Consider the following 23,111-nt stretch of genomic DNA (forward strand, 5'->3'; position numbering starts at 1 on the left):
TTGCCGATCATCAAGCCAGAATTCTCCTGCCATGCTCCAAAACTCCCGTTATCAGGAGAGTGAATCATGAAGAAGTAATTTGATCAAATGTTTAATTGGGTTTGGAGCCTAGAGCGTGTCGCGCTTAATCGCACCCATAGTGCTCGCTCTAGATTCTTTTAGCTGTCGCATGTTCGCGGGCGCTCAAATGAATCCATTTGAGCGCCCGCGAACATGCTTTAGAACTCCATGCGCCCTCTTTGGCGCACAAAGCACGATGTGTAGGATTTCTACTCAGCCATTGCCTCTTCGTATTCAGAAGACATTTCCAGCCATTTGTCTTCCGCATTTGCGAGAGCTGATTTTGCATCGCTCATCTCTTTGTTGATCCGGATCGCTTTCTGCGGTTCCTTTTCATAAAGAGCGGGATCTTCCAGTTGTGAAGTGAAGCCCTGAATCTGTTTCTGCAGTTTCTGCATCAAGCTCTCGGTTTCCTTGATCTTTTTGAGCAAGGGGGCCAATGTTTCGCGCTTCTGGGCTGCGAGCTTACGCTGCTCCGCCTTGTTGACTTTTGGACCTTCGTCACGCTCAGAAAGCTGTTCGCCCTTCGCATCGGCCAGAACAATCTGACGATACTCGTCAAGGTCGCCATCGAATGCTTTTACACCACCTTCGCGCACAAGCCACAGGCGGTCCATGGTTGCTTCGATCAGGTGGCGGTCGTGGGCGATGAGGATCACCGCGCCATTAAACGCATTGAGCGCATGCACAAGCTCTTCACGGCTATCGATGTCCAGGTGGTTGGTCGGCTCGTCGAGGATCAGCAGGTTTGGACCATGAAAAGTCGCAAGGCCCATCAAAAGACGTGCCTTTTCGCCACCGGATAGGTCTCTGGCAGGTGTGAGCATTTTCTCGGTTGAAAGCCCCATCTGAGCCACGCGCGCACGTACTTTGGCTTCCAACTCGCCCGGCATGAGTTTGCGCACATGCTCAATCGCATTATCTTCAGGGATCAAATCGTCCATCTGATGCTGTGCGAAGAACGCGACCTTTAGATTGGGAGAAAGGGTCAAATTCCCTTTTTCTGGCTGTAAACGTCCGGCAATCAGTTTGGCAAGAGTCGACTTACCGTTGCCATTGGAGCCGAGCAGCGCAATGCGATCGTCATTGTCGATGCGTAACGTGACATTGCGCAGCACTGGTTTCCCCGGCACATAACCGACATCTGCATTATCAAGTGCGATGACTGGCGATGCTGTCTTTTTGTCCGCGTCGGGAAAGCGGAACGGCTGCACATTGCTTTCAACGTAAAGCTCAATGGGTTTCAACTTCTCCAAAGCCTTCATGCGCGATTGCGCCTGACGGGCCTTGGTGGCCTTAGCCCGGAATCGCTCCACGAAGGATTCCATATGCTTGCGATGCGCTTCCTGCTTGGCATGCGCCTTCTGCTGAAGTTCAAGCATCTCATGGCGTTGCCGCTCAAACTGATCATAGTTGCCGCGCCAGAAGCTGATCTTCTTCTGGTCAAGATGCATGATCGATGATGTGGCCGAGTTCAGCAGGTCACGATCATGGCTGATGATGATGACAGTGTGCGGATAACGCTTCACATAATCGACAAGCCACAGAACACCTTCCAGATCGAGATAATTGGTAGGCTCATCGAGCAACAGCAAATCAGGTTCAGCAAACAGCACTGCGGCCAAAGCCACACGCATCCGCCAGCCGCCGGAGAAGGCCGACGCGGGCCTGCGCTGTGCCTCAGCATTGAAACCGAGACCTGACAGGATTGCACCTGCTCGTGCTTCTGCGGAATGCGCGTTAATATCGGCAAGGCGTGTATGAATTTCGGCAATGCGATGCGGATCAGTTGCCGTCTCAGCTTCTTCAAGAAGAGCTGCGCGTTCCTTGTCCGCTTTCATGACGATTTCGATCAGCGCGTCTTCGGTGCCGGGGGCTTCCTGGGCCACCTGGCCAATGCGCGTGTTTCTCGGCAGCGAAATGCTGCCGGTTTCAGACGCAAGGTCGCCGGTGATAACGCGGAACAGGGTGGATTTTCCGGTTCCGTTACGCCCGACAAAACCTGTCTTCGATCCCGCTGGCAGTGTTACACTGGCGTGGTCGATCAAAAGGCGCCCGGCGATACGTACGGAGATGTCGTCAAGAATAAGCATGGTGGAAAGGCTTTTGCACGGCTTCGGAAATTTCCGCAAGTATCGACTATCAACTATCAGGCGAAGCGGCGGCCTGCTTCGGTGCGCTGAAACTGAATGAGATCCAAGGAAGGTGCATCAGCGCTGAGCCGCGTCAATGCCGCGTGGATTTGTCCGCGATGGTGTGTCTGGTGGTTGAAGAGATGGGAAAGGGCTGGTGCAACCCGTTGGCTGATCGTACGAACATTGGTTGCCGTCATATAGGTAAAACGACCGGCGAGCTGTTCCGCATTCATACCTTCAACATACTTGCAGATGCGCTCATCTTCTGCGCGTCGCATGTCGCGGAGCGTGATGAAATCGTCAGTAATAATAGCATCGAGCAGGTTTGGGTGATCGCCTTCACCGGTAAAGCGTTTCATCCAGATGCGATCCGTGACCAGCAAATGATTGAAGGTGCGGTGCACTGACCCGAAGAATAGTCCCAGATCCAGCCGGTATTCAGCATCGCTTAAATCAGCGGCTGCTGAATAGAGCAATTCATTCGCCCATCGATTGTAATAGGCGAACATTTGAAAGTGCTGTTCCATGACTGCCCCGCATCTGAATCGAATTTACACATCTATGCAGTCAATTTCCTGCCGTCTCAAGCTGATAAGAGAGTTGGTGAAGGGGCTCCCCCTTGGCAATCGGGGCTATCAACGCTATAGAGCCTCACTTTTCTAATTTTCCATCATACAAGGTGTCATAATGGCAATCGAACGTACCTTCTCCATGATCAAGCCTGATGCGACCCGCCGCAACCTGACCGGTGCTATCACCTCCAAGCTCGAAGAAGCTGGTCTGCGTGTTGTTGCTTCTAAGCGCGTTTGGATGAGCACTCGTGAAGCTGAAGGCTTCTACGCTGTTCATAAAGAACGTCCTTTCTTTGGTGAGCTGGTTGAATCCATGTCGTCTGGCCCAACAATCGTTCAGGTTCTCGAAGGCGAAAACGCCATCTTGAAGAATCGCGAAGTCATGGGTGCAACCAACCCAGCAAACGCAGACACAGGCACCATCCGTAAGGAATTTGCTCTGTCGATCGGCGAAAACTCGGTTCACGGTTCGGACGCTCCTGAAACTGCAGCTGAAGAAATCGCTTACTGGTTCTCCGGCACCGAAATCGTCGGCTAATTGCTGATAGGATAAATAAAAAAGCCCGGTTGAGAGACCGGGCTTTTTTGTTCGTCTTATTAAATTTGAAGGAATTAGAGACTCTGGGCAAGTCTTGCCAGCTCGTCGCCGCCCTCATCGATCAGAACGAGTTTCCCCGCATCCATCTTGTATGAGCGCGTTTTGCCGAGAACATCGAGGAACTTGCGTTCCTGATTCATCAGCGCAGGTGGGCACTGCATATAGGTCGAGCCGATTTCGGCAAACGAGATGCTGCTTCCTGAGATCACTGCTTTGCTCATAAAGCGATTGCAACCACCCGAACCGCTGACAGTGCCGTCAGAGTCCACCAGTAGCGTTGTTTGCGCGGTATCAATGACGCCGCCACCCTGAATGTCTTCAGCGAGCCAGTCCTTGCCTTCGATGCCAATCGTTACGGCTTCATCGGCACTCTTGCGAACCATGACGACCTTCAGCTCAACGGGTTCATCAGGGTTCTTTGGGTCGATAGTGTAACGTTCGTCGCTCACAAACCAAAGCGTGTCACCGGCAACGATACGCGCCTGCAAAGCATAGGTGTGCTGCGGCTCAATACCGTCTGTATCGAAATTGATGGCAAAAGGGATAGGTGACCCCTGTGGAGCCTCGATCCGTGTTTCTCCAATAGTCTTGGAAGGCGCATCCGCGAGGGAAACATCATTGAGCTGCACGATGAGGTGCGCTTCAGGCGGCAGAGCGATGCGCTCACGGTAAACAATCTTACCACTAATAGTCTTGTCAGCTGCGATACTGGCAGTTGGCATGGACGTTGTGAAAAACATGGCCGCTCCCCCGAGCACGCCTATGCCCGCAGCGAGAGCTGCCACGATTGAAAGAGTTTTCGTAAGTCCTTTTAGCATTGCCAAATCCGAAACTTCCGTTCCCCGCATTTCTTACTCTGTGTTTTCGGTGGTGCTGACAATCTATCGAATGTGTCAGTGATCCTATGCCCGTAAACATCATGATTCATAAGGCAGACAATAAACGCTGCTTCATGTGAAAATTGTGGCGGTGCGACATCGCACTATCCAAAATACCCTATATTTTAGGGGCTTAAATAGTTAATTCGTGATTAAACAGGGTCAGTGAAATTCTTTCCATGTAAAAAACAGTTTTACCTGCGACAACTTGCCCACAAAAGGTGAGGGGTTTCAAGTCTTCTACCAGCGTCCCCGGCTTTGCTCGTCTTCGGTGTTTGATTCTACCCAGCCGCCGATTCCGCCATCAACCAGATGTTCGCGCTTCCAGAATGGGGCTCCCGTTTTCATGAAGTCCATCAGAAATGATGCGGCCTCAAAAGCGGCCTGACGATGGGCTGAGGCAGTGGCAACGAGAACGATATTTTCACCGGGTTTAATCAGCCCAAAACGGTGAATGATGGAAACTCCAGACAATGGCCAGCGGCTAATGGCGTCACGAGCTATACGCAGAACTTCGGCTTCTGCCATTCCAGGATAATGTTCCAGCTCAAGTGCGGAAAGTTTACCGCCTTCATCGCGGCAAAGACCGGTAAAGCTGACGATGGCGCCAATATCCTTGCGACCGTCACCAAGCTTGCGGATTTCTTCCGCGATGTCGAAGTCGGCATCGCGAACGCTGATGAAAAGAGGACAGGTCGATTGGCTCGTCATATACAGGCCATATCAGCCACCTGTCATAGGTGGAAAAAGCGCCACTTCGTTGCCGTCTCTGACGAGTTCGTCATGTTCGGCATGTTCCTGATTGATCGCGGCACGAATGACACTCTCATGCTCAAAAGCCGCTTCATATTCATCGCCAAGGCTTTTGAGGTGAGCGATAAGCTCACCAACAGTGATCTTTTCGGAAGGAAGCTCGATTACTTCCTCTCCCTTTCCGATTTTTTCACGCACCCAGGCGAAATAGACCAGATTTACGCGCACGACGATCAATCCATCACGTGTTTGAGGCCTGCGCGAAAATAGTCCCATCCGGTGTAAAGCGTCAGGATGGCTGAAATCCACAGCAGACCAATGCCAATTTCGGTTGTGTAAGGCAGGATTTTTTCCCCTGCAGGGCCAGCGAGCAGAAACGCCAATGCAACCATCTGTGCTGTGGTTTTCCACTTGGCAAGTTGCGAAACCGGAACACTGACCTTCAACTCGGCGAGATATTCACGCAAGCCCGATACAAGAATTTCGCGGCAAAGGATAATGATCGCAGCCCAAAGGCTCCAGCCAGCAATTGTCTTTGCTGGATCGGCCGCGAGCAACAGAAGACAGGTGGAAACCAAGAGCTTGTCAGCAATTGGATCGAGCATACGTCCTATCGTGGAGGTTTGTTTCCAAGCACGCGCTAAATATCCGTCGAAAAAATCTGTAATGCTCGCAAAAACAAAAATTCCCAACGCGCTCCAACGAGCAAAATCACTGGAATGAAGACGGCCTTCAACAAAGAAGCATAAAGCAACCAGAGGCACCGCAAGAATTCTCACATAAGTCAGAATGTTGGGTAAAGAGAGAGTGTGATTTTTCCGCATTGTACCGCCGCATTCGTTGTTGGTGCACATCATCAGGGATGACAGAGAAAATCAACACCTGCGCGTCTGTTCTGCCGGGACGTAATGACGCCCTTACAGGATTAGTTGCCAAAACCCGGACAAAATTACGTCATCGGTCATGAAAATGGTCGTGAATGGTCTTTGCCATGGCCTCCGATATACCATCGATCTGCATCAGATCCTCAATTGCTGCTCTGGATACGGCTTTTGCCGTGCCGAAATGATGGAGAAGTGCACGCTTGCGCGTTGGGCCGATTCCCGAAATTTCATCCAGCGGATTAGCAACCATTTCCTTCTTGCGTCGTGCCCGATGCGTGCCGATGGCGAACCGATGTGCTTCATCGCGCATACGCTGGATGAAGTAGAGAACCGGATCACGCGGCGGCAGCGTAAAAGCTTGTTTACCTTCGACAAAAAAGCGCTCGCGTCCTGCTTCGCGGTCCACACCCTTGGCAATGCCGATGGCAGTCACCAACTGGCTTATGCCTAACTCACCAAGTATCTGACGGACCGCTCCGACCTGACCTTGACCACCGTCAATGAGAATAACATCGGGCCATGCCGGGAAGGCATCGTTGACAGCTTCCAGGTTTTCCGTGCCCGTGACAGGCTCCGGTTCACCATGTTCCTTGACGAGCCGCGAAAACCGTCGCTCGATCACTTCGCGCATCATTCCAAAGTCATCGCCGGGTGTGATGTCAGTCGATTTGATATTGAACTTACGATACTGATTCTTGACGAAGCCTTCCGGCCCAGCAACGATCATACCACCCACCGCGTTCGTGCCCATGATATGCGAGTTATCATAGACCTCGATGCGTCGCGGTGTATGTGGAAGGCCAAAGGTTTCCGCCAGGCCTTTCAGAAGGCGTGCCTGCGAGGAGGTTTCTGCAAGCCGCCGCCCCAGCGCTTCGCGCGCATTGGTCAGAGCATGATCGACCAGTTCTTTCTTTTCTCCGCGTTGCGGAACATTGACGTGCACGCGATGGCTCGCACGCGAAGATAACGCTTCAGCGATAAGCGATTGTTCTTCAACGCTTTCGGAGAGTAGAACCAGCTTCGGGCAGGGTTTGTCATCGTAGAACTGCGAAAGGAACGCGCCAAGCACTTCAGCAGGCCCGAGCGAACTGTCGGCTTTTGGAAAATAAGCGCGGTTACCCCAGTTCTGTCCAGTGCGGAAGAAGAAGACCTGAATACAGGTCATGCCACCTTCCTGATGGATAGCAAAGACATCGGCCTCTTCAACCGTCTGAGGGTTGATGCCCTGATGCGATTGTACATGGGAAAGAGCCGAGAGGCGGTCACGATAAACCGCAGCATGTTCGAAATCGAGCTCGGCAGAGGCCGCCTGCATTGCTGCCGCAAGATGATCCTTTACGGTTTGGCTTTTACCAGACAAGAAGGCTTTGGCTTCCGCTACCAGCTCGGCATAATCCTCATCACTGACTTCATGGGTGCATGGACCTGAACAACGTTTGATTTGATAAAGCAGGCAAGGGCGCGTTCGTGTTTCGAAAACCGAATCTGTGCAGGTGCGCAGCAGAAATGCGCGCTGAAGCGCGTTGATCGTGCGGCCAACGGCGCCTGCGGAAGCAAATGGGCCAAAATATTCGCCCTTGCGCGTACGCGCGCCGCGATGTTTGAAAATGCCGGGCGCACGGTGATTGCCGCTTAATAGAATATAGGGGAACGATTTATCGTCGCGCAACAGCACGTTAAAACGCGGCCGCAAACGCTTGATAAGATTAGCCTCAAGCAGCAGCGCTTCGGTTTCGGTGCGCGTGACCACAAATTCCATCGTCGCCGTCTCACTGATCATCCGGGTGATACGGTTCGAATGACCAACGCCGCGCGCATAATTGGATACACGCTTCTTCAGGCTGCGTGCCTTGCCGACATAAAGCACGTCGCCATCGCTGTTGAACATGCGATAGACGCCCGGGTTATTCGGTAAGCGTTTGACGAAGGCATTGATAATATCGGCGCCGCTCAGACCTTTAGTATCCGGCAAGCCATCTGACGAATCCCACTGAATGGAATCGGCAGCCGAGGCAACGGCTGGCACATCTTCGATTGCGTCATCATCGTCATCAGATTCTGCATCGCCCATAATAATGCCAGCCACATCCTGCTCATCATCCGACGGCAGGTGTGAAATGGCATCATCATTGGTCTTGCGTGGTCCGGTCATTCCTTAATTCCTGCAATATCTGGGGTCTCCCATGCCAGATGCTGCCCACCATCGAGGGCAATCATCTGGCCTGTCACTGAACGGCTTTCCCAGAAATATCGAACAGTGCGTCCAAATTCCGACAGATCGGGCGCGCGTTGCAAAGGCAAATGGCTAACCTGTAGTTCAAAGTCGTCTGCATTCTGACGCTCGCTCGGCAAAGTAGGACCAGGGGCAATAGCATTGACCCGAATGCGCGGTGCGAGCGTTTGCGCAAGTGTCTTTGTGGCATTCCATAGGGCGGTCTTTGAAAGCGTGTAAGAAAAGAACTGCGGGTTCAGTTTCCAGACCCGCTGGTCGATGATGTTTATAATGAGGCCCTCTGCATCGTCGGGCAGAGCTTTCGCCATTGCTTCGGCAAGAATCACCGGCGTTTTCAAATGAATCGCAAAATGACGATCCCAAAGCTGCATATCCAGATCACCAACGCGATCATCTTCAAACAGCGAGGCGTTGTTAATGAGCAAACGAATCGGTCCGAGCTGGTCAGCTGCCTGCTGGAGCAAGCCACGCACGTCGTTTTCGTCTGACAGATCAGCCTGTAAAACACAGGCTACACCGCCATTTTCAACGATTTGGGCCGCAAGCGCCTCACCTTCATCGAAAGAACGGTTGCAGTGAATAGCCACCGGAAAGCCATGGGCAGCCAAGTCTTCGACAATGGCCTTTCCTATGCGACGAGCGCCGCCCGTCACCAGAACAGGGCAATTTGCAAGCAGGTTGGGTTCCGGATTTTCCAACAGGGTAAACACTTTCTTATCGTGATTCATCGCTTCATTTCATGCCATTTTGTTGGAAAAAATACAGCTAAATTTAAAAGGCGTGTTGTTCACTACTGACAAAAACATAGCAAATTCAGTGGCTTCAATTGGATCAAGCTCTTTCAGTTCAATAAAATGAAATGCCGCTTGTTCCTATATAGGTGTGCGGTGGGAGCGTTGCGAGAATGCAACATCGCAATTTTGCCACCTTCTCGTCAGGTTCTCTCCACAGAAGGGGGCAGATCGTGCCGCATTTACCCTCGATATGTCTGTCCTGTCAGCGCGGCATGGGCGGTTCACTCCCCAATATGCTGTCCGCCCGATAAGGGACCGCGCTAAAGGTAATTTTAAGTAAGGAGAATGCTATGCGCACTCTTAAGTCTCTTGTAATCGCCTCGGCTGCGCTGCTGCCGTTCTCTGCAACTGCTTTCGCAGCTGACGCCATCATGGAACAACCTCCTGTTCCAGCTCCTGTTGAAATGGCTCCACAGTCCAGCTGGGCTGGTGGTTACACCGGTCTGTACCTCGGCTACGGCTGGAACAAGGTAAAGACCAACACTGACGGCGCTATCAAGCCTGATGATATGAAGGCTGGCGCATACGCTGGCTGGAACTTCCAGCAGGACCAGTTCGTATACGGTGTTGAAGGTGATGCAGGTTATTCCTGGGCAAAGAAGTCCAAGAACGGTCTGGAAGCCAAGCAGGGCTTTGAAGGCTCGCTCCGTGGCCGTCTTGGTTACGACCTGAACCCAGTTATGCCTTACATCACCGCTGGTGTTGCTGGTTCGCAGGTTAAGCTCGACAACGGCATTGAAGACGAAAGCAAGTTCCGCGTTGGTTGGACTGCTGGTGCCGGTCTGGAAGCTAAGCTGACCGAAAACATCCTTGGTCGCGTTGAATACCGTTACACTCAGTTCGGTAACAAGACATACGATCTCGGTACTGAATCGGTCCGTAACAAGCTCGACACCCACGATATCCGCGTTGGCGTTGGCTACAAGTTCTAATTACTTCGTAATTGGACAGAAAAACCGGGCAGTTTCCTGCCCGGTTTTTTATTGCGCAAATTTTATTGTCTGAATTTTTAACCGTGGGGCAGGAGCTTCGAAAGTTCCGGATGCAGTTCTTCAAAGCGCTTCATCCAGCGCTTAAGTTTTGGGCGACCACGCTCCCATTTGCCTTCAAAGCGCAGGCCTAAGTAACCCAACGTGGCTGCCACAGCCAGATGTCCGCCATGAAGCTTGCCAGCAAGGCGAGGCGGGGCTTCATTCAAAAGATCGAGTGCGCGTTCCGCCTTACGCCATTGCAGATCAAGCCATGGCTGGTGCACTTTTTCTTCCGGACGCATACGGCGTTCATAAACATGCGCGAGCAGAACATCGGACAAGCCATCCGCAATCGCTTCAAAACGTTCCGCGTCGGTGCGCTTTTCAGCATTGCGAGGGAAAAGCTTGCTGCCCGAAACACGGTTCAAATACTGCATGATCGCGCGGCTGTCGAAAACCGATTTGCCATCATCCGTAACCAATGTCGGAATCTTGCCAAGCGGATTGGCGTTGATGAGGGTTTCCGGTTCTGCAGAGGTTGTAACCACCACACTTTCAAATGGAATATCCGCATGATGGGCGGCCATACGCACCTTCGCGCTATACGGCGAGGCGGGTGAATAGAGAATCTGTGTCATATTCATTCCTGAGTGAGAAATTATCGAGAGCATTTCTGGCAGAATTGCGAAGCAATTTTGCGCAGGTTAATGCGCAGAAACAAAAGCGAGTGCGGTTTCAACGAGCCGCGGGCATCATAACGGATCGGCTGCGACAAGCATTGTTATTGACCTGCTCGCAGGCACGGAATTTGAGGTCTTTGGTCATGCAGATGCGCACTTCCTGAAGATAGTTGCTCTTGCAGGATATGGACACGCCGTCAGGCTTCATGTCAGGATTTGCCGCAATAAATGCCTTTTCAACAAGTAACGGATCAACACGCCGGTTTCCAGCCATACTCCGGAGGCTCGGCGGAATGTTCACGTGCTGATAGGCTTGGCGAACAGTCGCGAAATAATCGTTCTGGGAGAGGCCAGAGCAGCTTCCATGCTTGCGCCACTGGTGCGCAACTAGCCCTGTTGACGGCATGATATCGGAAACGCTTGAAACAATTTGGCGGGGAACAAAGCTGCCACGGCTGCGTACATTGTCAAACTGACAATTTGCTGGATAACCCCACTCGTTTTGCGGCCAAAGGCCATGAACCACAAAGCCAAACGGACGCCTGGTGCCGCATTGCTGCTTGTTTGCTCTTGGACCCTCTAGAGCACAATAGCTAGGAGACCAGGAAAGAGACAGCACGTAAAAATCAAAATCACCGGGGCGATTATTGCCCCGGTCCTGCGCCATTACGGGTAGCGCTGTAAAAGAAGTGGCAAGAAGGGCGGCTGATAGTACCGCCAGTTTGCGCAGCATGATGTTCACGATCAGCGCAGAACGCGGCAGCTTGCGTCGTAGACAAACCAGCGGTCGAAGCCGTCAACGCAGAATTCTACATTCTGGCCTACACCGGCAAACCCCTGTCCTTCTTCTACCATGTACCAAACCGTACGGTACTGACCATCGCTGAGAACCGCAGTGGCCTTGCAATAGGTGCGTTCGATCTGAGCTGGATTGTTCTTTGGTTCATAACGGGTGAGGCGAACATCGCTCATGGCCGAAATACCAACCTGCGGCAGGTTCGGAACATTGCGGACCTGATAACCAAAATCAGCAACGACACTGCGCAAAACGCCTTGCTGGCTGCAAAGACCGGCATCGCCGACGGATGCTGGTGCCGATGTCAGATAGTCAGCGGCGCTTGCGGGCAGGGAAGCGAACGTCAGGGGAAGAACCGAAGCGGCCAGAAGGGCTGCCCGAGAAAACTGTCCGATGCGATCCAACTTGCGTTGCATGTCTCTATCCTGTCTCACAATTCGAGCATGAAGCTCGTTTTTCCAAACTTGTCTGGGCGCAGTTTCATTCAGCAATTGGAAACGGTCAAGTACGATCCGTCTCACCGCGTATCCATTGAATGCTGAAATTGCCCCCCTTTTCTTCGCTAAGCAACTTGGTAAGGCAGGGAAGCAGGATTTGCATCTCACTTTCCAGTGTAAAGGGCGGGTTCACGACAATCATTCCTGTGCCATCAAGACGAGGTTCCAGTGACTGCGCGCGAATCGCAAGTTCGATCCGCATGATTTTCGGAATCTCTGTTTCGCGCAGACGCTTCGAAAACCGCTCCGTCTCTTTGCGGTCCTTCACCGGATACCAGAACGCATAGGTTCCACCGGGAAAGCGCTTGTAGGCCTTAACGAGCCCATCCACGAGACGGTCGAATTCGCCTTCTATTTCAAACGGCGGATCAACAAGCACAAGCCCACGCTTTTCCTTGGGCGGCATATGCGCACCAAGCGACAGCCAACCATCAAGTTCAATGACGCGCGCCTGATAATCGCCATCAAACAGCTTTGCCAGCTTTTTGGCATCTTGCGGGTGCAGCTCAATCGCTGAAAGACGATCCTGCTTGCGCAGCAGGTGTCGCGTCAGGAGCGGTGAGCCTGGATAATGCTTGAGCTTATTTCCTTTGTTCACCCTACGAACTGTGTCGAGATAAGGCTCAAGCAGTTCTATCGCCGCTTGTGGAATTTCTCCTTTTTCGACCGCATCCATCAAACGACTGATACCGCCGGTCCACTCGCCGGTTTTCTCAGCTTCAGTGCCGCGCAGATCGTAAAGACCGATACCCGCATGGGTATCAATCACACGAAAGGCCTGATCCTTGCGCTTGAGATATTCAACGATGCGGGAAAGGATGACGTGCTTGACGACGTCAGCAAAGTTCCCGGCGTGATAGGCGTGACGGTAATTCATGTTCGCGCTTGTTTCATGCCTCGTCGCTTTCGGCAATATCCCAGCTCAGTTAAATATGACATAAAACTGTCATCATCCGCTCTCATCTGAGTCGAGCTTTGCATGTCTGGTAGTGTTCTGCTGATAGTCCTTTGTGGCGCGTTTCTTCACGCAAGCTGGAATGCTATCGTAAAGGGGAGTGGCGACAAGTTTTTCGCAGCAGCCAGTGTTACTGGTGCAGCGGGATTAGTCGCTGTATTTTTCTTACCCTTTTTGCCGCTGCCGCATCCGTCGAGCTGGATATTTATTGGCCTGTCGACGATCACGCAGGCCTTTTATATGTCGCTGGTTGCTGCCGCCTACAAATCGGGCGACATGAGCGAAGCCTATCCGATTATGCGCGGAACGCCGCCCCTGTTGGTGGCGCTGGTCAGCGCGCCACTGATTGGCGAAGTGATGGGCTGGCGTAGCTGGATCGGCGTAATCCTGATCTGTTCGGGCGTTCTGGCTATGGCGCTAGAAGCAAGGCGTCGTAACGGCGGCACTTCCAGCAAAACTGCTCTGATTGCTTTAGCCAATGCGGGCTTTATCGCAGCCTATACCATCATTGATGGCGTTGGGGTGCGCGCGTCGGGCCATACCTTGTCCTATACGCTGTGGCTGTTTCTGATAAATGCCTTCCCGCTCACTGGCTGGGCGCTCTATCGTGAGCCGGATCGGTTTCTAAACTATGTGCGTAACCGCTGGCGTCCATCGCTGGTTGGAGGGCTAGGGACACTGGGCTCATACGGCCTTGCCCTGTGGGCGATGACAATGGCGCCGATTGCAGTAGTCGCAGCTTTGCGAGAGACAGCGATCCTGTTTGGTGTGCTGATTTCTGCATTCATTCTCAAAGAGAAAGTCGGCTTGCCACGTTTTCTGGCTGCCGGTCTCATTGTGTTGGGTGCTATCACCTTACGGCTTTCATGAAAATTTATTTCGTCGCAGGTGGTTCAATCCATCAGAAATTCGTTTCTGCCAAAGCGAGCTTGCGCTAAAAAAGCTTTATGACCCAGCTATCATCCAGATCGAACATCAAAATCGGACATTCAGCTTGTCCACATGATTGCCCGTCCACTTGCGCGCTTGATATTGAGCTACTGGATGAGCGCACTATTGGCCGTGTGCGCGGCGCGAAGGATAATAGCTACACTGCGGGTGTGATTTGCGCCAAGGTCGCACGCTACGCGGAACGTGTTCATCACCCTGACCGCTTGAAGCATCCGCTCATTCGTACTGGCCGCAAAGGCGAGGGCGAATGGAAGCAGGCCTCATGGGATGCGGCGCTTGATCTGATTGCAGAACGCTTTCTCAAAGCCGAAGAAACATATGGCAGTGAAAGCGTCTGGCCCTATTATTACGCCGGTACAATGGGGCTGGTGCAACGAGATTCCATCAATCGCCTGCGTTTTGCCAAGCGTTACTCGAACCAGTTCGACAGTTTCTGCACCAATATGGCATGGACTGGCTATTTTGCCGGAACCGGAAGTCTGACGGGCCCAGACCCGCGCGAGATGGCAAAGGCCGATGTGGTTGTCATCTGGGGCACCAATGCTGCAGCCACACAGGTCAATGTGATGACCCATGCAGTGCGCGCTCGAAAAGACCGCGGTGCCAAGATCGTCGTCATCGACATCTACGCCAATGCCACCGTCCGACAGGCGGATATGGGCATTGTGCTCAAACCCGGTTCCGACGGTGCTTTCGCTTGCGCTGTCATGCATGTTCTGTTCCGTGATGGTCTTGCCGACTGGGATTATCTTAATCGCTACACCGACGACCCCAGGGGGCTGGAAGCACATCTTTGTCCCCGCACACCTGAGTGGGCAGCTGAAATCACCGGCCTTAGCGTCGAAGAGATTGAGGCGTTTGCGCATCTGGTGGGTAAGACCAAGCGGACTTATTTCCGCCTTGGCTATGGTTTCACACGCCAGCGTAATGGTGCGGTCAACATGCACGCAGCTGCATCAATTGCCTGTGTGACCGGCGCATTTTTATATGAAGGCGGCGGCGCATTCCATTCCAATTCCGGCATATTCAAGATGGACAAGCGCGAGATCGAAGGTCGCGCGATGCAGGATATGAATATCCGATTCCTCGATCAGTCCAAGATCGGGCGCATTCTGACGGGTGATAGCGAAGCGCTTTATGGTGGTCCACCAGTGACCGCGATGCTGATCCAGAATACCAATCCGATGAATGTGACGCCGGAGCAGCGTCTGGTGCGTGAAGGTTTTGCTCGTGAAGACCTTTTTGTCGCTGTGCATGAGCAGTTCATGACAGATACGGCCAAGATGGCCGACGTCGTTCTGCCTGCTACGACCTTCCTTGAACATGACGATATTTATCGTGGCGGCGGTCAGCAGCATGTGGTGCTTGGGCCCAAGTTGATTGAACCGCTTGCGGAGGCGCAGCCGAACATCTTTGTGATCAACGAACTTGCAAAGCGGTTAGGCGTTGCGCATTTGCCCGGCTTCGACCTTGATGAGCGCACGCTGATCGACAATATGAATGCCAATAGCGATCTCCCGCATTTCGATGAACTGAAGGAAAAGCGCTTTGTCGATTTGCAGCCGCCATTTGAGGAAGCGCATTACATTAACGGCTTTAACTGGCCGGATGGCAAATACCGCTTCCGTCCCGACTGGACTGGAAGCCCATCGCCCAACAAACCGCCGGAAGTCATGGGTCTGCAAGGACCGCATCAGTCGATGCCGGAATTTCCAGATTATTGGAATGTGATTGAGGCTGTGGATGCAGACCATCCATTCCGCCTTGCAACATCGCCAGCGCATAATTTCCTAAATTCGACATTTGCCGAAACGCCCACATCGCTTGCCAAGGAAATCAGGCCAGAGCTTCTCATCCACCCGGACGACGCGGCTGATCTTAATATTACTGATGGTGAGCGGATTGAAATCGGCAATCATCGCGGTGAAGTCGTGCTTCATGCCGTACTGCGCGCTGGTCAAAAACGCGGCGTGGTGGTGTCGGAGGGTATTTTTCCGAATTCCACATTTGAGCGCGGTGAGGGAATTAATACTCTGATTGGGGCCGAGCCAGCTGCCCCTTATGGTGGTCTGGCGGTTCACGACACCAAGATCTGGGTCAAGAAAATCACTGGATAATAAAAGCCCGCGCCGAACAAATGCTCGGCGCGGGCTTTTGTATTTATCAAGTTGATTAGCCTGCGTAGTTCAGCTTGAGCTTGGAAAGGCCAACGGCTGCGTTGAGACCTTTCTGACCCTGAAGCGAGATAGGCTGCAGGGAGATCGTCTTCCACGAGCCACCGGTCAGAATGTTGGTGCCAGCGCCGATGCCAATCGCGGCATTTGCCGAAGCGCCGACGTAACGGCCCTTCAATGCGCCTTCAGGGCGAACGGTTGGTGCCCAGACGGCCCATGCAATCGTGCCGCCATTGATGAAGCCTACATCAACGCCGATCTTAGTGATATTGCCGGTGTAACGTTCAACTGGGCCACGACCGTGAACAGGGCTGAACACACAATCCACATCCTGCTGGCTACCGATGATGACACCGATTGCAGGCGAAATATCGCAGGTGAGGGTGCCAACTTCCGAACGCGGCTGGGTGCGACCTGAGCCGGGAGGCGCTACGAAGTCAGCAGCAAGGGCAGGTGCGGTAATTGCGATGCCCGAAACGACGGCCATCGCCGACAGGAAGGAAGTCGAAAAACGGAGAGACATGATGTTGTCCTCTAATAAAACACAATACAGAAAGAGACGCTTATGCGACTCTCAAGGGATGCCGAAGCAAATCCCCTTACGCACTGGAATTAGGGCATTTTCACGAGAATTAAAGTTTTGTTAACGAAAAAATTCGGGTGTGATGAATTTGTCGCGCTTAATCATCTGTTTAGGCTCAGGCGCTGATCACCATTGCATCGAGTGACAAGCCAGTTTTCAGCTCGCCACCAGCAAACTTTTTGAGCGCATCTGCGTATATTTTGTGTTCTGCTTTCAGCACGCGTGCGGCGAGGCTGTCTTCAGTATCGCCGTCAATAATCGGAACGGCAGCCTGCGCCAGAATAGGCCCTTCATCCATACCTTCTGTTACCAGATGCACGGTGCAGCCTGCTAGTTTCATGCCAGCATCAAGCGCACGCTGATGCGTGTGCAGGCCGGGAAACAGTGGCAGCAGAGAAGGGTGAATATTGAGGATACGCCCCTCATAAGGTGCAATGAATTTACCGGACAGAAGCCGCATATAGCCCGCAAGGCAAATGATATCCGGGTTAAGTAGCGCAAGAGCTTCAAGGATTGCATCTTCATGTGCATCCTTCGAGGCATATTCCTTGCGGACGAAAACTTGCGTTACGATACCAGCGGCTTGTGCTTTCGCCAGGCCGCCAGCATCAGACTTATCGGAAAAGACTGAAACAATTTCAGCCGGAAAATCGGGTGTTTGAGCAGCTCGAATCAGCGCCTCCATATTGGAGCCGCCGCCCGAGATGAAAATAACGACCCGCTTGTGGCTCATAGTGCCAGTGTACCCTGATAGACAACGCCTTCACCTTCGCGCTTAACCATGCGGCCGAGCGTAACGACGTTTTCGCCTTCGGCGGCGAGGCTAGCTACCACTTCATCAACCTTGTCAGGCATGACAACCGCAATCATGCCGACGCCGCAGTTGAAAGTGCGCAGCATTTCGAGTGGCTCAACGCCGCCGGTCTTGGCAAGCCAGGAGAACACGGCTGGCACCTTGATTGCGTTGAGATCGATTTCTGCAGCAAGACCGTCCGGCAGAACACGTGGAATGTTATCCGGGAAGCCACCGCCAGTGATGTGTGCCAGGGCCTTGATGCCATCCGAAGCGCGGATTGCAGCCAGTAGTGACTTCACATAGATGCGGGTAGGCTCTAGCAGAGCTTCGCCAAGCGTTGCTCCAGACTGGAATGGTGCATCGGATTTCCAGCCAAGGTCGGACATTTCAACAATGCGACGCACCAGCGAGAAGCCGTTGGAATGGACACCTGACGAGGAAAGGCCGAGAATGACGTCGCCCTCGGAGATATCGCCGCGTGGCAGGAGACGATTGCGTTCTGCAGCACCAACCGCAAAACCGGCCAGATCGTAATCGCCATCGCGATACATGCCGGGCATTTCAGCGGTTTCACCACCGATCAACGCGCAACCAGCCTGAAGACAACCTTCGGCAATGCCGGAAACGATAGCCACACCTTGATCAGGCGACAGCTTGCCAGTTGCGAAATAATCGAGGAAGAAAAGCGGCTCCGCACCCTGAACGACGAGATCGTTCACGCACATGGCCACAAGGTCGATGCCGACCGTGTCATGCTTGTCCGCATCGATAGCAATTTTGAGCTTGGTGCCAACGCCATCATTAGCCGCAACAAGAACAGGGTCGGTAAAGCCTGCAGCCTTGAGATCGAACAGACCACCGAAACCACCAATTTCACCATCAGCACCCGGACGGCGCGTGGAGCGGACAAGCGGCTTGATCTTGTCGACCATCAGGTTGCCTGCATCGATATCGACACCAGCTTCCGCATAAGTCAGTCCATTTTTCTTGGCGGGGTTATTCTCAGTGGTCATCACCTGCTCCTGAAACTGGCCTGAAACGGGGCTGTGCCCCTTTTGGGGAATATTTACCGGCGCAATGACATGAGATTGCTTGTCCTGCAAGGCCGAGAGGCTGGAAAAGCGCAAAACAGCGTAGGAATCTGCCGAAATTTTGGGTGGTGTGGATTTAGTGTAACCTGTCGATGCACGGCGAGTGGCTCACTCATAATCATTGCAATCTTTTTGCGACGATCTAACTATCTTTATCTGCCTGCGCTTACGAGAATAGTAACATCGTCATATTATAGTTGAGGCGCGGGAAATATCTTTGCAGAGAATGGATCAATATGGCCAAGAAACCAGCGCCTGTGCGTGACACGACGAGTAAGACGATACAGCAGTCAGAGGCTGTGGCACGCGATGGCGATATTCACGTGAATGTGGAAGTGGGCGGCTTTACCGGTTCTGTCGTCCGCCGTCAGGCCATGTTCTGGACCTGTACCGTTGCGATATTCCTACTGTTTCTTGTGGTTTTCAGCCCAGTTTTGCTGCCATTCGTAGCGGGTATGGCGCTGGCCTACTTCCTTGATCCTGTGGCCGACAGACTGGAGCGGTTAGGGTTATCACGACTGGCCGCAACAATTGTCATTCTGCTCATCTTTCTGATGATCCTGGTCATAGGGCTGATGATTATCATCCCGATTCTGGCAACACAGCTCGCGGATTTCATCTCCAAACTGCCGGATTACATCTCGCAGCTTCAGGCTCTGATGGCCAACGAAAATTCCGGTTGGCTGAAGCGCTATATCGGTATCGATAGCTCTGTCATTCAAGAAAATCTCAGCACGTTGCTGCAACAAGGCGCCGGTTTCCTCTCCACATTGCTCCAGTCCCTGTGGAATTCGGGGAAATCTCTCATTGATATTGCGGGTCTTTTCATCGTTACGCCGGTGGTTGCATTCTACATGCTGCTCGACTGGGATCGCATGGTTGACCGCATCGATTCATGGGTTCCGCGCCGGCAACTTTACACCGTCCGCGGCATTGCGCGCGACATGGATGCAGCAGTGGCTGGCTTTGTGCGCGGGCAGGGCACGTTGTGCCTCATTCTCGGCACCTATTATGCTATCGGTCTGACCCTGACGGGGCTTAATTTCGGCCTGCTTATTGGCTTTTTCGCGGGCCTTATCAGCTTCATTCCTTATATCGGATCCTTCGTCGGTCTGACACTCGCAATCGGTGTTGCGCTCGTTCAGTTCTGGCCTGATTGGGTCATGATCGTGGCTGTTGCCGCGGTGTTTTTCCTGGGCCAGTTTGTCGAGGGAAATATCCTCCAGCCGAAGCTCGTCGGCTCGTCTGTAGGCCTACATCCTGTCTGGCTGATGTTTGCTCTGTTCGCTTTCGGTTCTCTGTTTGGCTTCACTGGGATGCTGGTCGCAGTGCCAGCTGCTGCGGCTGTCGGGGTGCTTGTGCGGTTTGCACTGAATCGCTATCTCCATTCTCCGATGTACGACCCGGTCTATAAGCGCCCTCATTCCGATGCAGGGCCGCTGATCGAGGCTGGCGAGAATACAGGCAAAGAGAAATGAAATTGATGCGTAACCGGGCCAGATTTTCAGGAGCCAGACATTCTGGAGGCAGCGATGAGTGACGCGCCGCGTCAGATTCCGCTCGCTCTTGAGCATCAGCCCGGTTATCACCGCGAAGACATTATCGTCACGGGGTCAAACCGTGCGGCTGTGGATTTGATTGATCGCTGGCCGAACTGGGTTGCCCCGGTTGTGATCCTTGCCGGACCAACGGGTGCGGGTAAAACACATCTCGCAGAAGTCTGGCGTGCAGCAACAGGCGCGTTGTTGGCTGACCCTAAATCTATCAGCGAGAGTGTGGTGCATGGTGCCGCCGAATATCCTGTGCTGATTGATAATATCGGTGGTGCGCGTTTTGACGAAACGGGCCTGTTTCATCTCATCAACAGTGTTCGTCAGAATGCCGCTCTTGGGCCCGGACCTTCGCTTCTGATGACCTCGCGTCTCTTGCCTGCAAACTGGAAGGTCAAGCTCCCTGATCTGGCATCGCGCCTTAAGGCGGCGACAGTTGTCGAGATTGCGGAACCCGACGACATGCTGCTCGGTGGTGTCATTCACAAGCTTTTCGCCGACCGACAGATCAGCGTTGAGCCACATGTGGTCAGCTATTTGGTGAGTCGGATCGAACGCTCACTTTTGTCTGCAATCCAGATTGTGGATCGCCTTGACCGCGCGGCTCTTGAACAGAAGACTCGTATAACCCGCACGCTTGCGGCACAGGTCTTGTCAGAAGCCGGCCACGGTGAGGGATGAAGATAGCCGTCACCGGAGCCAGCGGATTTATCGGAAGCGCTGTTCTGCGTCATTTGGTAAGTGATGGAAGTGAAATCGTTGCCATTTCACGCAATGACTTATCGAACCCTGATTTTTCCGATGTCGAAACAATTATTCATTGCGCGGCTCTTGCGCATCGCACCGGCGCTCAGCAACCGCGGGCGGATGAATTTGATGCGGTTAATTATCGCCTGACAGTTGAGCTTGCCAAAAAAGCCAGACAGGCCGGCGTACGGCGCTTCATCTTTGTTTCCACGATCTACACGATTGCGGATAATCCATCACCGCTGATGCCGGACATGCCGCTTGCACCACGTGATGAGTACAGTCATGCCAAAGCCAAAGCCGAAGCGGCTTTGCTTGCGATGAGTGGTATTGAAGTGGTGATTGCGCGACCTGTCCTTGTTTATGGACCGAATGCACGGGCCAATTTGCGGGCTTTGATGAAGCTTTGCGACACTGGTCTGCCACTGCCATTTGGTTTGGCAAACAATCGGCGTAGCTTTGTTTCACTGGAAAACGTTGCAAGTGCCCTGACGTTTCTTGCAAATGCGTCGTCGGATCAGGTTTCAGGGAGTATTTTCCATCTTGCCGAGCCAGAACCGCGATCAACTCGTGAGCTCGTTTCAAAAGCACGCGCAGCTATGGGGCGTCGGTCACGGTTGGTGCCAGTTCCTGCTGTCTGTATGAAGATACTGCTGACGCTGGTTGGCAAAAAGACCCTTTATGAGCAGCTGTTCGGCGACATGGTTGCCGATACATCATCGCTGCTTGCTATCGGCTTCCAATATCTGCCGGGTGATCCGCAAATCGCAGCCATGGCAACAGCCGCACAGAAAATCTAGTTTTTCTGTCCAACGGCCATTGGCGGCTGAATGCGCGCCTTCTGAGTCAATGGCGCCGCTGGAGTGGTCGCTTGCTGCTTCTTGGTAATCGATCCAGTGGTAATCATTCGCGCGCTGTCGGGCTTGCTACGGCCACCACGCAACTGATCTTCATGCACCCAGCCAATCATGTTGGTTGAAGGCACAACAACGCGATGCCATTTGCCTGTCTTGCCATAAGAGCGCATTTCACGGCCCTTTTCGACTGTGCCGATGGCTGGCGATTTATCCCACGCATTCTTGTGAATGGTGAGTTTTGCCTTCGCATAAATCACGGAAGGGGAATGAGCGGCCGTATTGGTGCCGCGCGGTGGCATCGGCAATGCGCGTGCGGATGCAGGGGGAGGCGGCGGTGGAGCCACTTTCTGCGTCGCGATTGCGGGCTTTGAAACCTCAATTGCGGCTTGCTGCACAGGCTTGGCCGGTGCCGGCGCTACCAATGCGGCCGGGCGTGGCACAGGACCCACCGCGCCAGCATAATCTCTGCTTTGCGACTTCTTTTCGACCACTGCCTTCTCGGCAGGTTGTCTGGCTTCAACCTTGGCAGGAGCAGACGAAGTGGTTGTCGGGACAGTGCGCTGGAACAAGGCGGTCAATGCTGCTTGCGGGCTTTTATGTTGAGCCGTTGCCCACAGGCTAAACGCACCCAATCCCAAAATAGCGCCAAGCGCCAGAATTGGTGCTGATGAACCTGAACTGTTCTTGCGCCCGGTAGAACGCCCGGTTGAGCGTTTTGTCGGGCGGGAACTCCGTTTCCGTGGCGCCATTTTTCATGTCCCCTGTCCGAATCGCGACAGGAAGACACTACCGAGTCTTCCTTCGCATTTCGTTACCAGGGTTTTTATCAGACCGAGCGGGTGAGGCCGCCATCCACGCGCAGGTTCTGACCCGTGATGTAGGCAGCACCTTCGGAGGCAAGGAATGAAACCGTCGCAGCGATTTCTTCGCTTTTGCCATAGCGCTGCATAGGCACGCTATCCCGGCGTTCTTCTGTTGCTGGCAGACTGTCGATCCAGCCCGGCAAAACATTGTTCATACGGATATTGTCTGCCGCATAGGTGTCGGCGAAGACTTTTGTAAACGAGGCCAAACCAGCACGGAAAACTGCTGAAGTCGGGAACATCGCGCTTGGCTCAAAAGCCCATGCAGTCGAGATATTGATGATCGTGCCGGATTTTTGCTGTTGCATGATAGGGACAACAAGACGGCTCGGACGAACGACGTTCAGGAAATAGGTGTCGAGCCCCTTGTGCCAGTCCTCATCTGTAATATCGAGAATCGGTGCGCGCGGGCCATGGCCGGCACTGTTAACCAGCGTGTCGATACGGCCCCATTTTTCGATCGTGAGATCGACAAGCTTCTTGAGGTCGTCAGCTGACTGGTTTGAACCGGTCACGCCGATGCCGCCCAATTCCTTGGCCAGTGCTTCACCTTTGCCTGATGATGAGAGAATTGCGACGGCAAAGCCATCCTGTGCGAGCTTGCGAGCGGATGCAGCCCCCATGCCACTGCCGCCTGCTGTGATGATTGCAACTTTCTGTGCCGACATTTCCTGATCCTAACGTAATGAAACT

The 23,111-nt window shown here is 53.2% G+C and carries 24 protein-coding genes; 7 read left to right on the plus strand and 17 right to left on the minus strand.

Features of this window, described 5'->3' with window-relative positions; translation table 11 throughout:
- Nucleotides 1-269: 269 nt before the first annotated feature.
- Nucleotides 270-2,153: a ribosomal protection-like ABC-F family protein gene (gene abc-f, locus OIV19_RS21225; RefSeq protein ID WP_264233678.1), complete on the minus strand. Its 1,884-nt coding sequence runs from the start codon at nt 2,151-2,153 to the stop codon at nt 270-272.
- A 56-nt stretch (nt 2,154-2,209) separates the two neighbouring features.
- Nucleotides 2,210-2,722: a DinB family protein gene (locus tag OIV19_RS21230; RefSeq protein WP_095446344.1), complete on the minus strand. Its 513-nt coding sequence runs from the start codon at nt 2,720-2,722 to the stop codon at nt 2,210-2,212.
- A 160-nt stretch (nt 2,723-2,882) separates the two neighbouring features.
- Between OIV19_RS21230 and ndk the strand changes: the two genes are divergently transcribed.
- The gene (gene ndk, locus OIV19_RS21235) at nt 2,883-3,305 is read left to right on the plus strand and encodes a nucleoside-diphosphate kinase (RefSeq protein WP_264233680.1); all 423 of its coding nucleotides are present in this window, start codon (nt 2,883-2,885) and stop codon (nt 3,303-3,305) included.
- A gap of 74 nt (nt 3,306-3,379) precedes the next feature.
- Here ndk and OIV19_RS21240 read toward each other — a convergent pair whose 3' ends face one another.
- The 6 genes from OIV19_RS21240 to OIV19_RS21265 form a co-directional block, all read right to left on the minus strand.
- Nucleotides 3,380-4,183: a YbaY family lipoprotein gene (locus OIV19_RS21240; RefSeq protein ID WP_264233682.1), complete on the minus strand. Its 804-nt coding sequence runs from the start codon at nt 4,181-4,183 to the stop codon at nt 3,380-3,382.
- A 300-nt stretch (nt 4,184-4,483) separates the two neighbouring features.
- A complete protein-coding gene (locus OIV19_RS21245) occupies nt 4,484-4,954 on the minus strand; it encodes a molybdenum cofactor biosynthesis protein MoaE (protein WP_264233684.1) in 471 nt (156 codons plus the stop codon).
- A 12-nt stretch (nt 4,955-4,966) separates the two neighbouring features.
- Nucleotides 4,967-5,224: a molybdopterin converting factor subunit 1 gene (gene moaD / locus OIV19_RS21250; protein ID WP_095447865.1), complete on the minus strand. Its 258-nt coding sequence runs from the start codon at nt 5,222-5,224 to the stop codon at nt 4,967-4,969.
- Between the two features lie 5 nt (nt 5,225-5,229).
- Nucleotides 5,230-5,820, minus strand: a complete 591-nt coding sequence (pgsA, locus tag OIV19_RS21255; protein ID WP_094577449.1) for a CDP-diacylglycerol--glycerol-3-phosphate 3-phosphatidyltransferase — start codon at nt 5,818-5,820, stop codon at nt 5,230-5,232.
- A gap of 130 nt (nt 5,821-5,950) precedes the next feature.
- Nucleotides 5,951-8,032 carry an excinuclease ABC subunit UvrC gene (gene uvrC, locus OIV19_RS21260; protein WP_264233687.1) on the minus strand — a complete coding sequence of 694 codons (2,082 nt, stop codon included), beginning with the start codon at nt 8,030-8,032 and terminating at the stop codon, nt 5,951-5,953.
- Complete coding sequence (locus tag OIV19_RS21265; protein ID WP_151091454.1) at nt 8,029-8,841, minus strand: SDR family oxidoreductase; 813 nt, start codon at nt 8,839-8,841, stop codon at nt 8,029-8,031. The genes uvrC and OIV19_RS21265 overlap by 4 nt, the downstream gene beginning before the upstream one ends.
- A gap of 356 nt (nt 8,842-9,197) precedes the next feature.
- On the opposite strand from OIV19_RS21265, the gene omp25 reads away from it, so the two are divergent.
- Entirely contained in the window at nt 9,198-9,839 is a 642-nt protein-coding gene (gene omp25, locus OIV19_RS21270) for an outer membrane protein Omp25 (protein WP_095446350.1), read from the plus strand.
- A gap of 77 nt (nt 9,840-9,916) precedes the next feature.
- Here the strand turns inward: omp25 and OIV19_RS21275 are convergent, their stop codons facing one another.
- The 4 genes from OIV19_RS21275 to OIV19_RS21290 all read right to left on the minus strand — a co-directional run bounded on the left by OIV19_RS21275 (nt 9,917) and on the right by OIV19_RS21290 (nt 12,728).
- Nucleotides 9,917-10,516 carry a glutathione S-transferase gene (locus OIV19_RS21275; protein ID WP_264233690.1) on the minus strand — a complete coding sequence of 200 codons (600 nt, stop codon included), beginning with the start codon at nt 10,514-10,516 and terminating at the stop codon, nt 9,917-9,919.
- A gap of 97 nt (nt 10,517-10,613) precedes the next feature.
- Nucleotides 10,614-11,291, minus strand: coding sequence for a ribonuclease T2 family protein (locus tag OIV19_RS21280; RefSeq protein WP_264233692.1), 678 nt, complete (start codon nt 11,289-11,291; stop codon nt 10,614-10,616).
- Nucleotides 11,292-11,302: 11 nt separating this feature from the next.
- On the minus strand, nt 11,303-11,770 hold the full coding sequence (locus tag OIV19_RS21285; protein ID WP_264233693.1) for a phage portal protein: 468 nt from the start codon (nt 11,768-11,770) through the stop codon (nt 11,303-11,305).
- An 85-nt stretch (nt 11,771-11,855) separates the two neighbouring features.
- Nucleotides 11,856-12,728, minus strand: a complete 873-nt coding sequence (locus OIV19_RS21290; protein WP_264233694.1) for a 23S rRNA (adenine(2030)-N(6))-methyltransferase RlmJ — start codon at nt 12,726-12,728, stop codon at nt 11,856-11,858.
- A 102-nt stretch (nt 12,729-12,830) separates the two neighbouring features.
- On the opposite strand from OIV19_RS21290, the gene OIV19_RS21295 reads away from it, so the two are divergent.
- Together OIV19_RS21295 and OIV19_RS21300 are read left to right on the plus strand one after the other, a co-directional pair.
- Entirely contained in the window at nt 12,831-13,676 is an 846-nt protein-coding gene (locus OIV19_RS21295) for a DMT family transporter (RefSeq protein WP_095446355.1), read from the plus strand.
- A 77-nt stretch (nt 13,677-13,753) separates the two neighbouring features.
- Nucleotides 13,754-15,874 carry a molybdopterin oxidoreductase family protein gene (locus OIV19_RS21300; RefSeq protein ID WP_264233695.1) on the plus strand — a complete coding sequence of 707 codons (2,121 nt, stop codon included), beginning with the start codon at nt 13,754-13,756 and terminating at the stop codon, nt 15,872-15,874.
- Between the two features lie 55 nt (nt 15,875-15,929).
- On the opposite strand, the gene OIV19_RS21305 is transcribed toward OIV19_RS21300, so the two are convergent.
- The 3 genes from OIV19_RS21305 to purM all read right to left on the minus strand — a co-directional run bounded on the left by OIV19_RS21305 (nt 15,930) and on the right by purM (nt 18,323).
- Nucleotides 15,930-16,454 carry a DUF992 domain-containing protein gene (locus OIV19_RS21305; protein ID WP_095446357.1) on the minus strand — a complete coding sequence of 175 codons (525 nt, stop codon included), beginning with the start codon at nt 16,452-16,454 and terminating at the stop codon, nt 15,930-15,932.
- Between the two features lie 175 nt (nt 16,455-16,629).
- Entirely contained in the window at nt 16,630-17,247 is a 618-nt protein-coding gene (purN, locus tag OIV19_RS21310) for a phosphoribosylglycinamide formyltransferase (protein WP_095446358.1), read from the minus strand.
- Entirely contained in the window at nt 17,244-18,323 is a 1,080-nt protein-coding gene (gene purM, locus OIV19_RS21315) for a phosphoribosylformylglycinamidine cyclo-ligase (protein WP_264233696.1), read from the minus strand. The genes purN and purM overlap by 4 nt, the downstream gene beginning before the upstream one ends.
- 314 nt (nt 18,324-18,637) lie before the next feature.
- Between purM and OIV19_RS21320 the strand changes: the two genes are divergently transcribed.
- From OIV19_RS21320 to OIV19_RS21330, 3 genes are read left to right on the plus strand one after another with little or no spacing between them, the layout of a single operon-like run.
- The gene (locus tag OIV19_RS21320) at nt 18,638-19,879 is read left to right on the plus strand and encodes an AI-2E family transporter (RefSeq protein ID WP_191793040.1); all 1,242 of its coding nucleotides are present in this window, start codon (nt 18,638-18,640) and stop codon (nt 19,877-19,879) included.
- A gap of 42 nt (nt 19,880-19,921) precedes the next feature.
- The gene (gene hdaA, locus OIV19_RS21325; protein ID WP_191793064.1) at nt 19,922-20,632 is read left to right on the plus strand and encodes a DnaA regulatory inactivator HdaA; all 711 of its coding nucleotides are present in this window, start codon (nt 19,922-19,924) and stop codon (nt 20,630-20,632) included.
- Nucleotides 20,629-21,498: an NAD-dependent epimerase/dehydratase family protein gene (locus OIV19_RS21330; protein ID WP_264233697.1), complete on the plus strand. Its 870-nt coding sequence runs from the start codon at nt 20,629-20,631 to the stop codon at nt 21,496-21,498. The genes hdaA and OIV19_RS21330 overlap by 4 nt, the downstream gene beginning before the upstream one ends.
- Here the strand turns inward: OIV19_RS21330 and OIV19_RS21335 are convergent.
- Both OIV19_RS21335 and OIV19_RS21340 read right to left on the minus strand, forming a co-directional pair.
- Nucleotides 21,495-22,304, minus strand: a complete 810-nt coding sequence (locus OIV19_RS21335) for a hypothetical protein (protein WP_264233698.1) — start codon at nt 22,302-22,304, stop codon at nt 21,495-21,497. The two genes, OIV19_RS21330 and OIV19_RS21335, sit on opposite strands and share 4 nt — an antisense overlap.
- 77 nt (nt 22,305-22,381) lie before the next feature.
- Nucleotides 22,382-23,086 carry an SDR family oxidoreductase gene (locus tag OIV19_RS21340; protein WP_151091461.1) on the minus strand — a complete coding sequence of 235 codons (705 nt, stop codon included), beginning with the start codon at nt 23,084-23,086 and terminating at the stop codon, nt 22,382-22,384.
- Nucleotides 23,087-23,111 lie beyond the last annotated feature (25 nt).

Source organism: Brucella sp. HL-2 (assembly GCF_025846885.2).
GTDB lineage: Bacteria > Pseudomonadota > Alphaproteobacteria > Rhizobiales > Rhizobiaceae > Brucella > Brucella quorumnocens.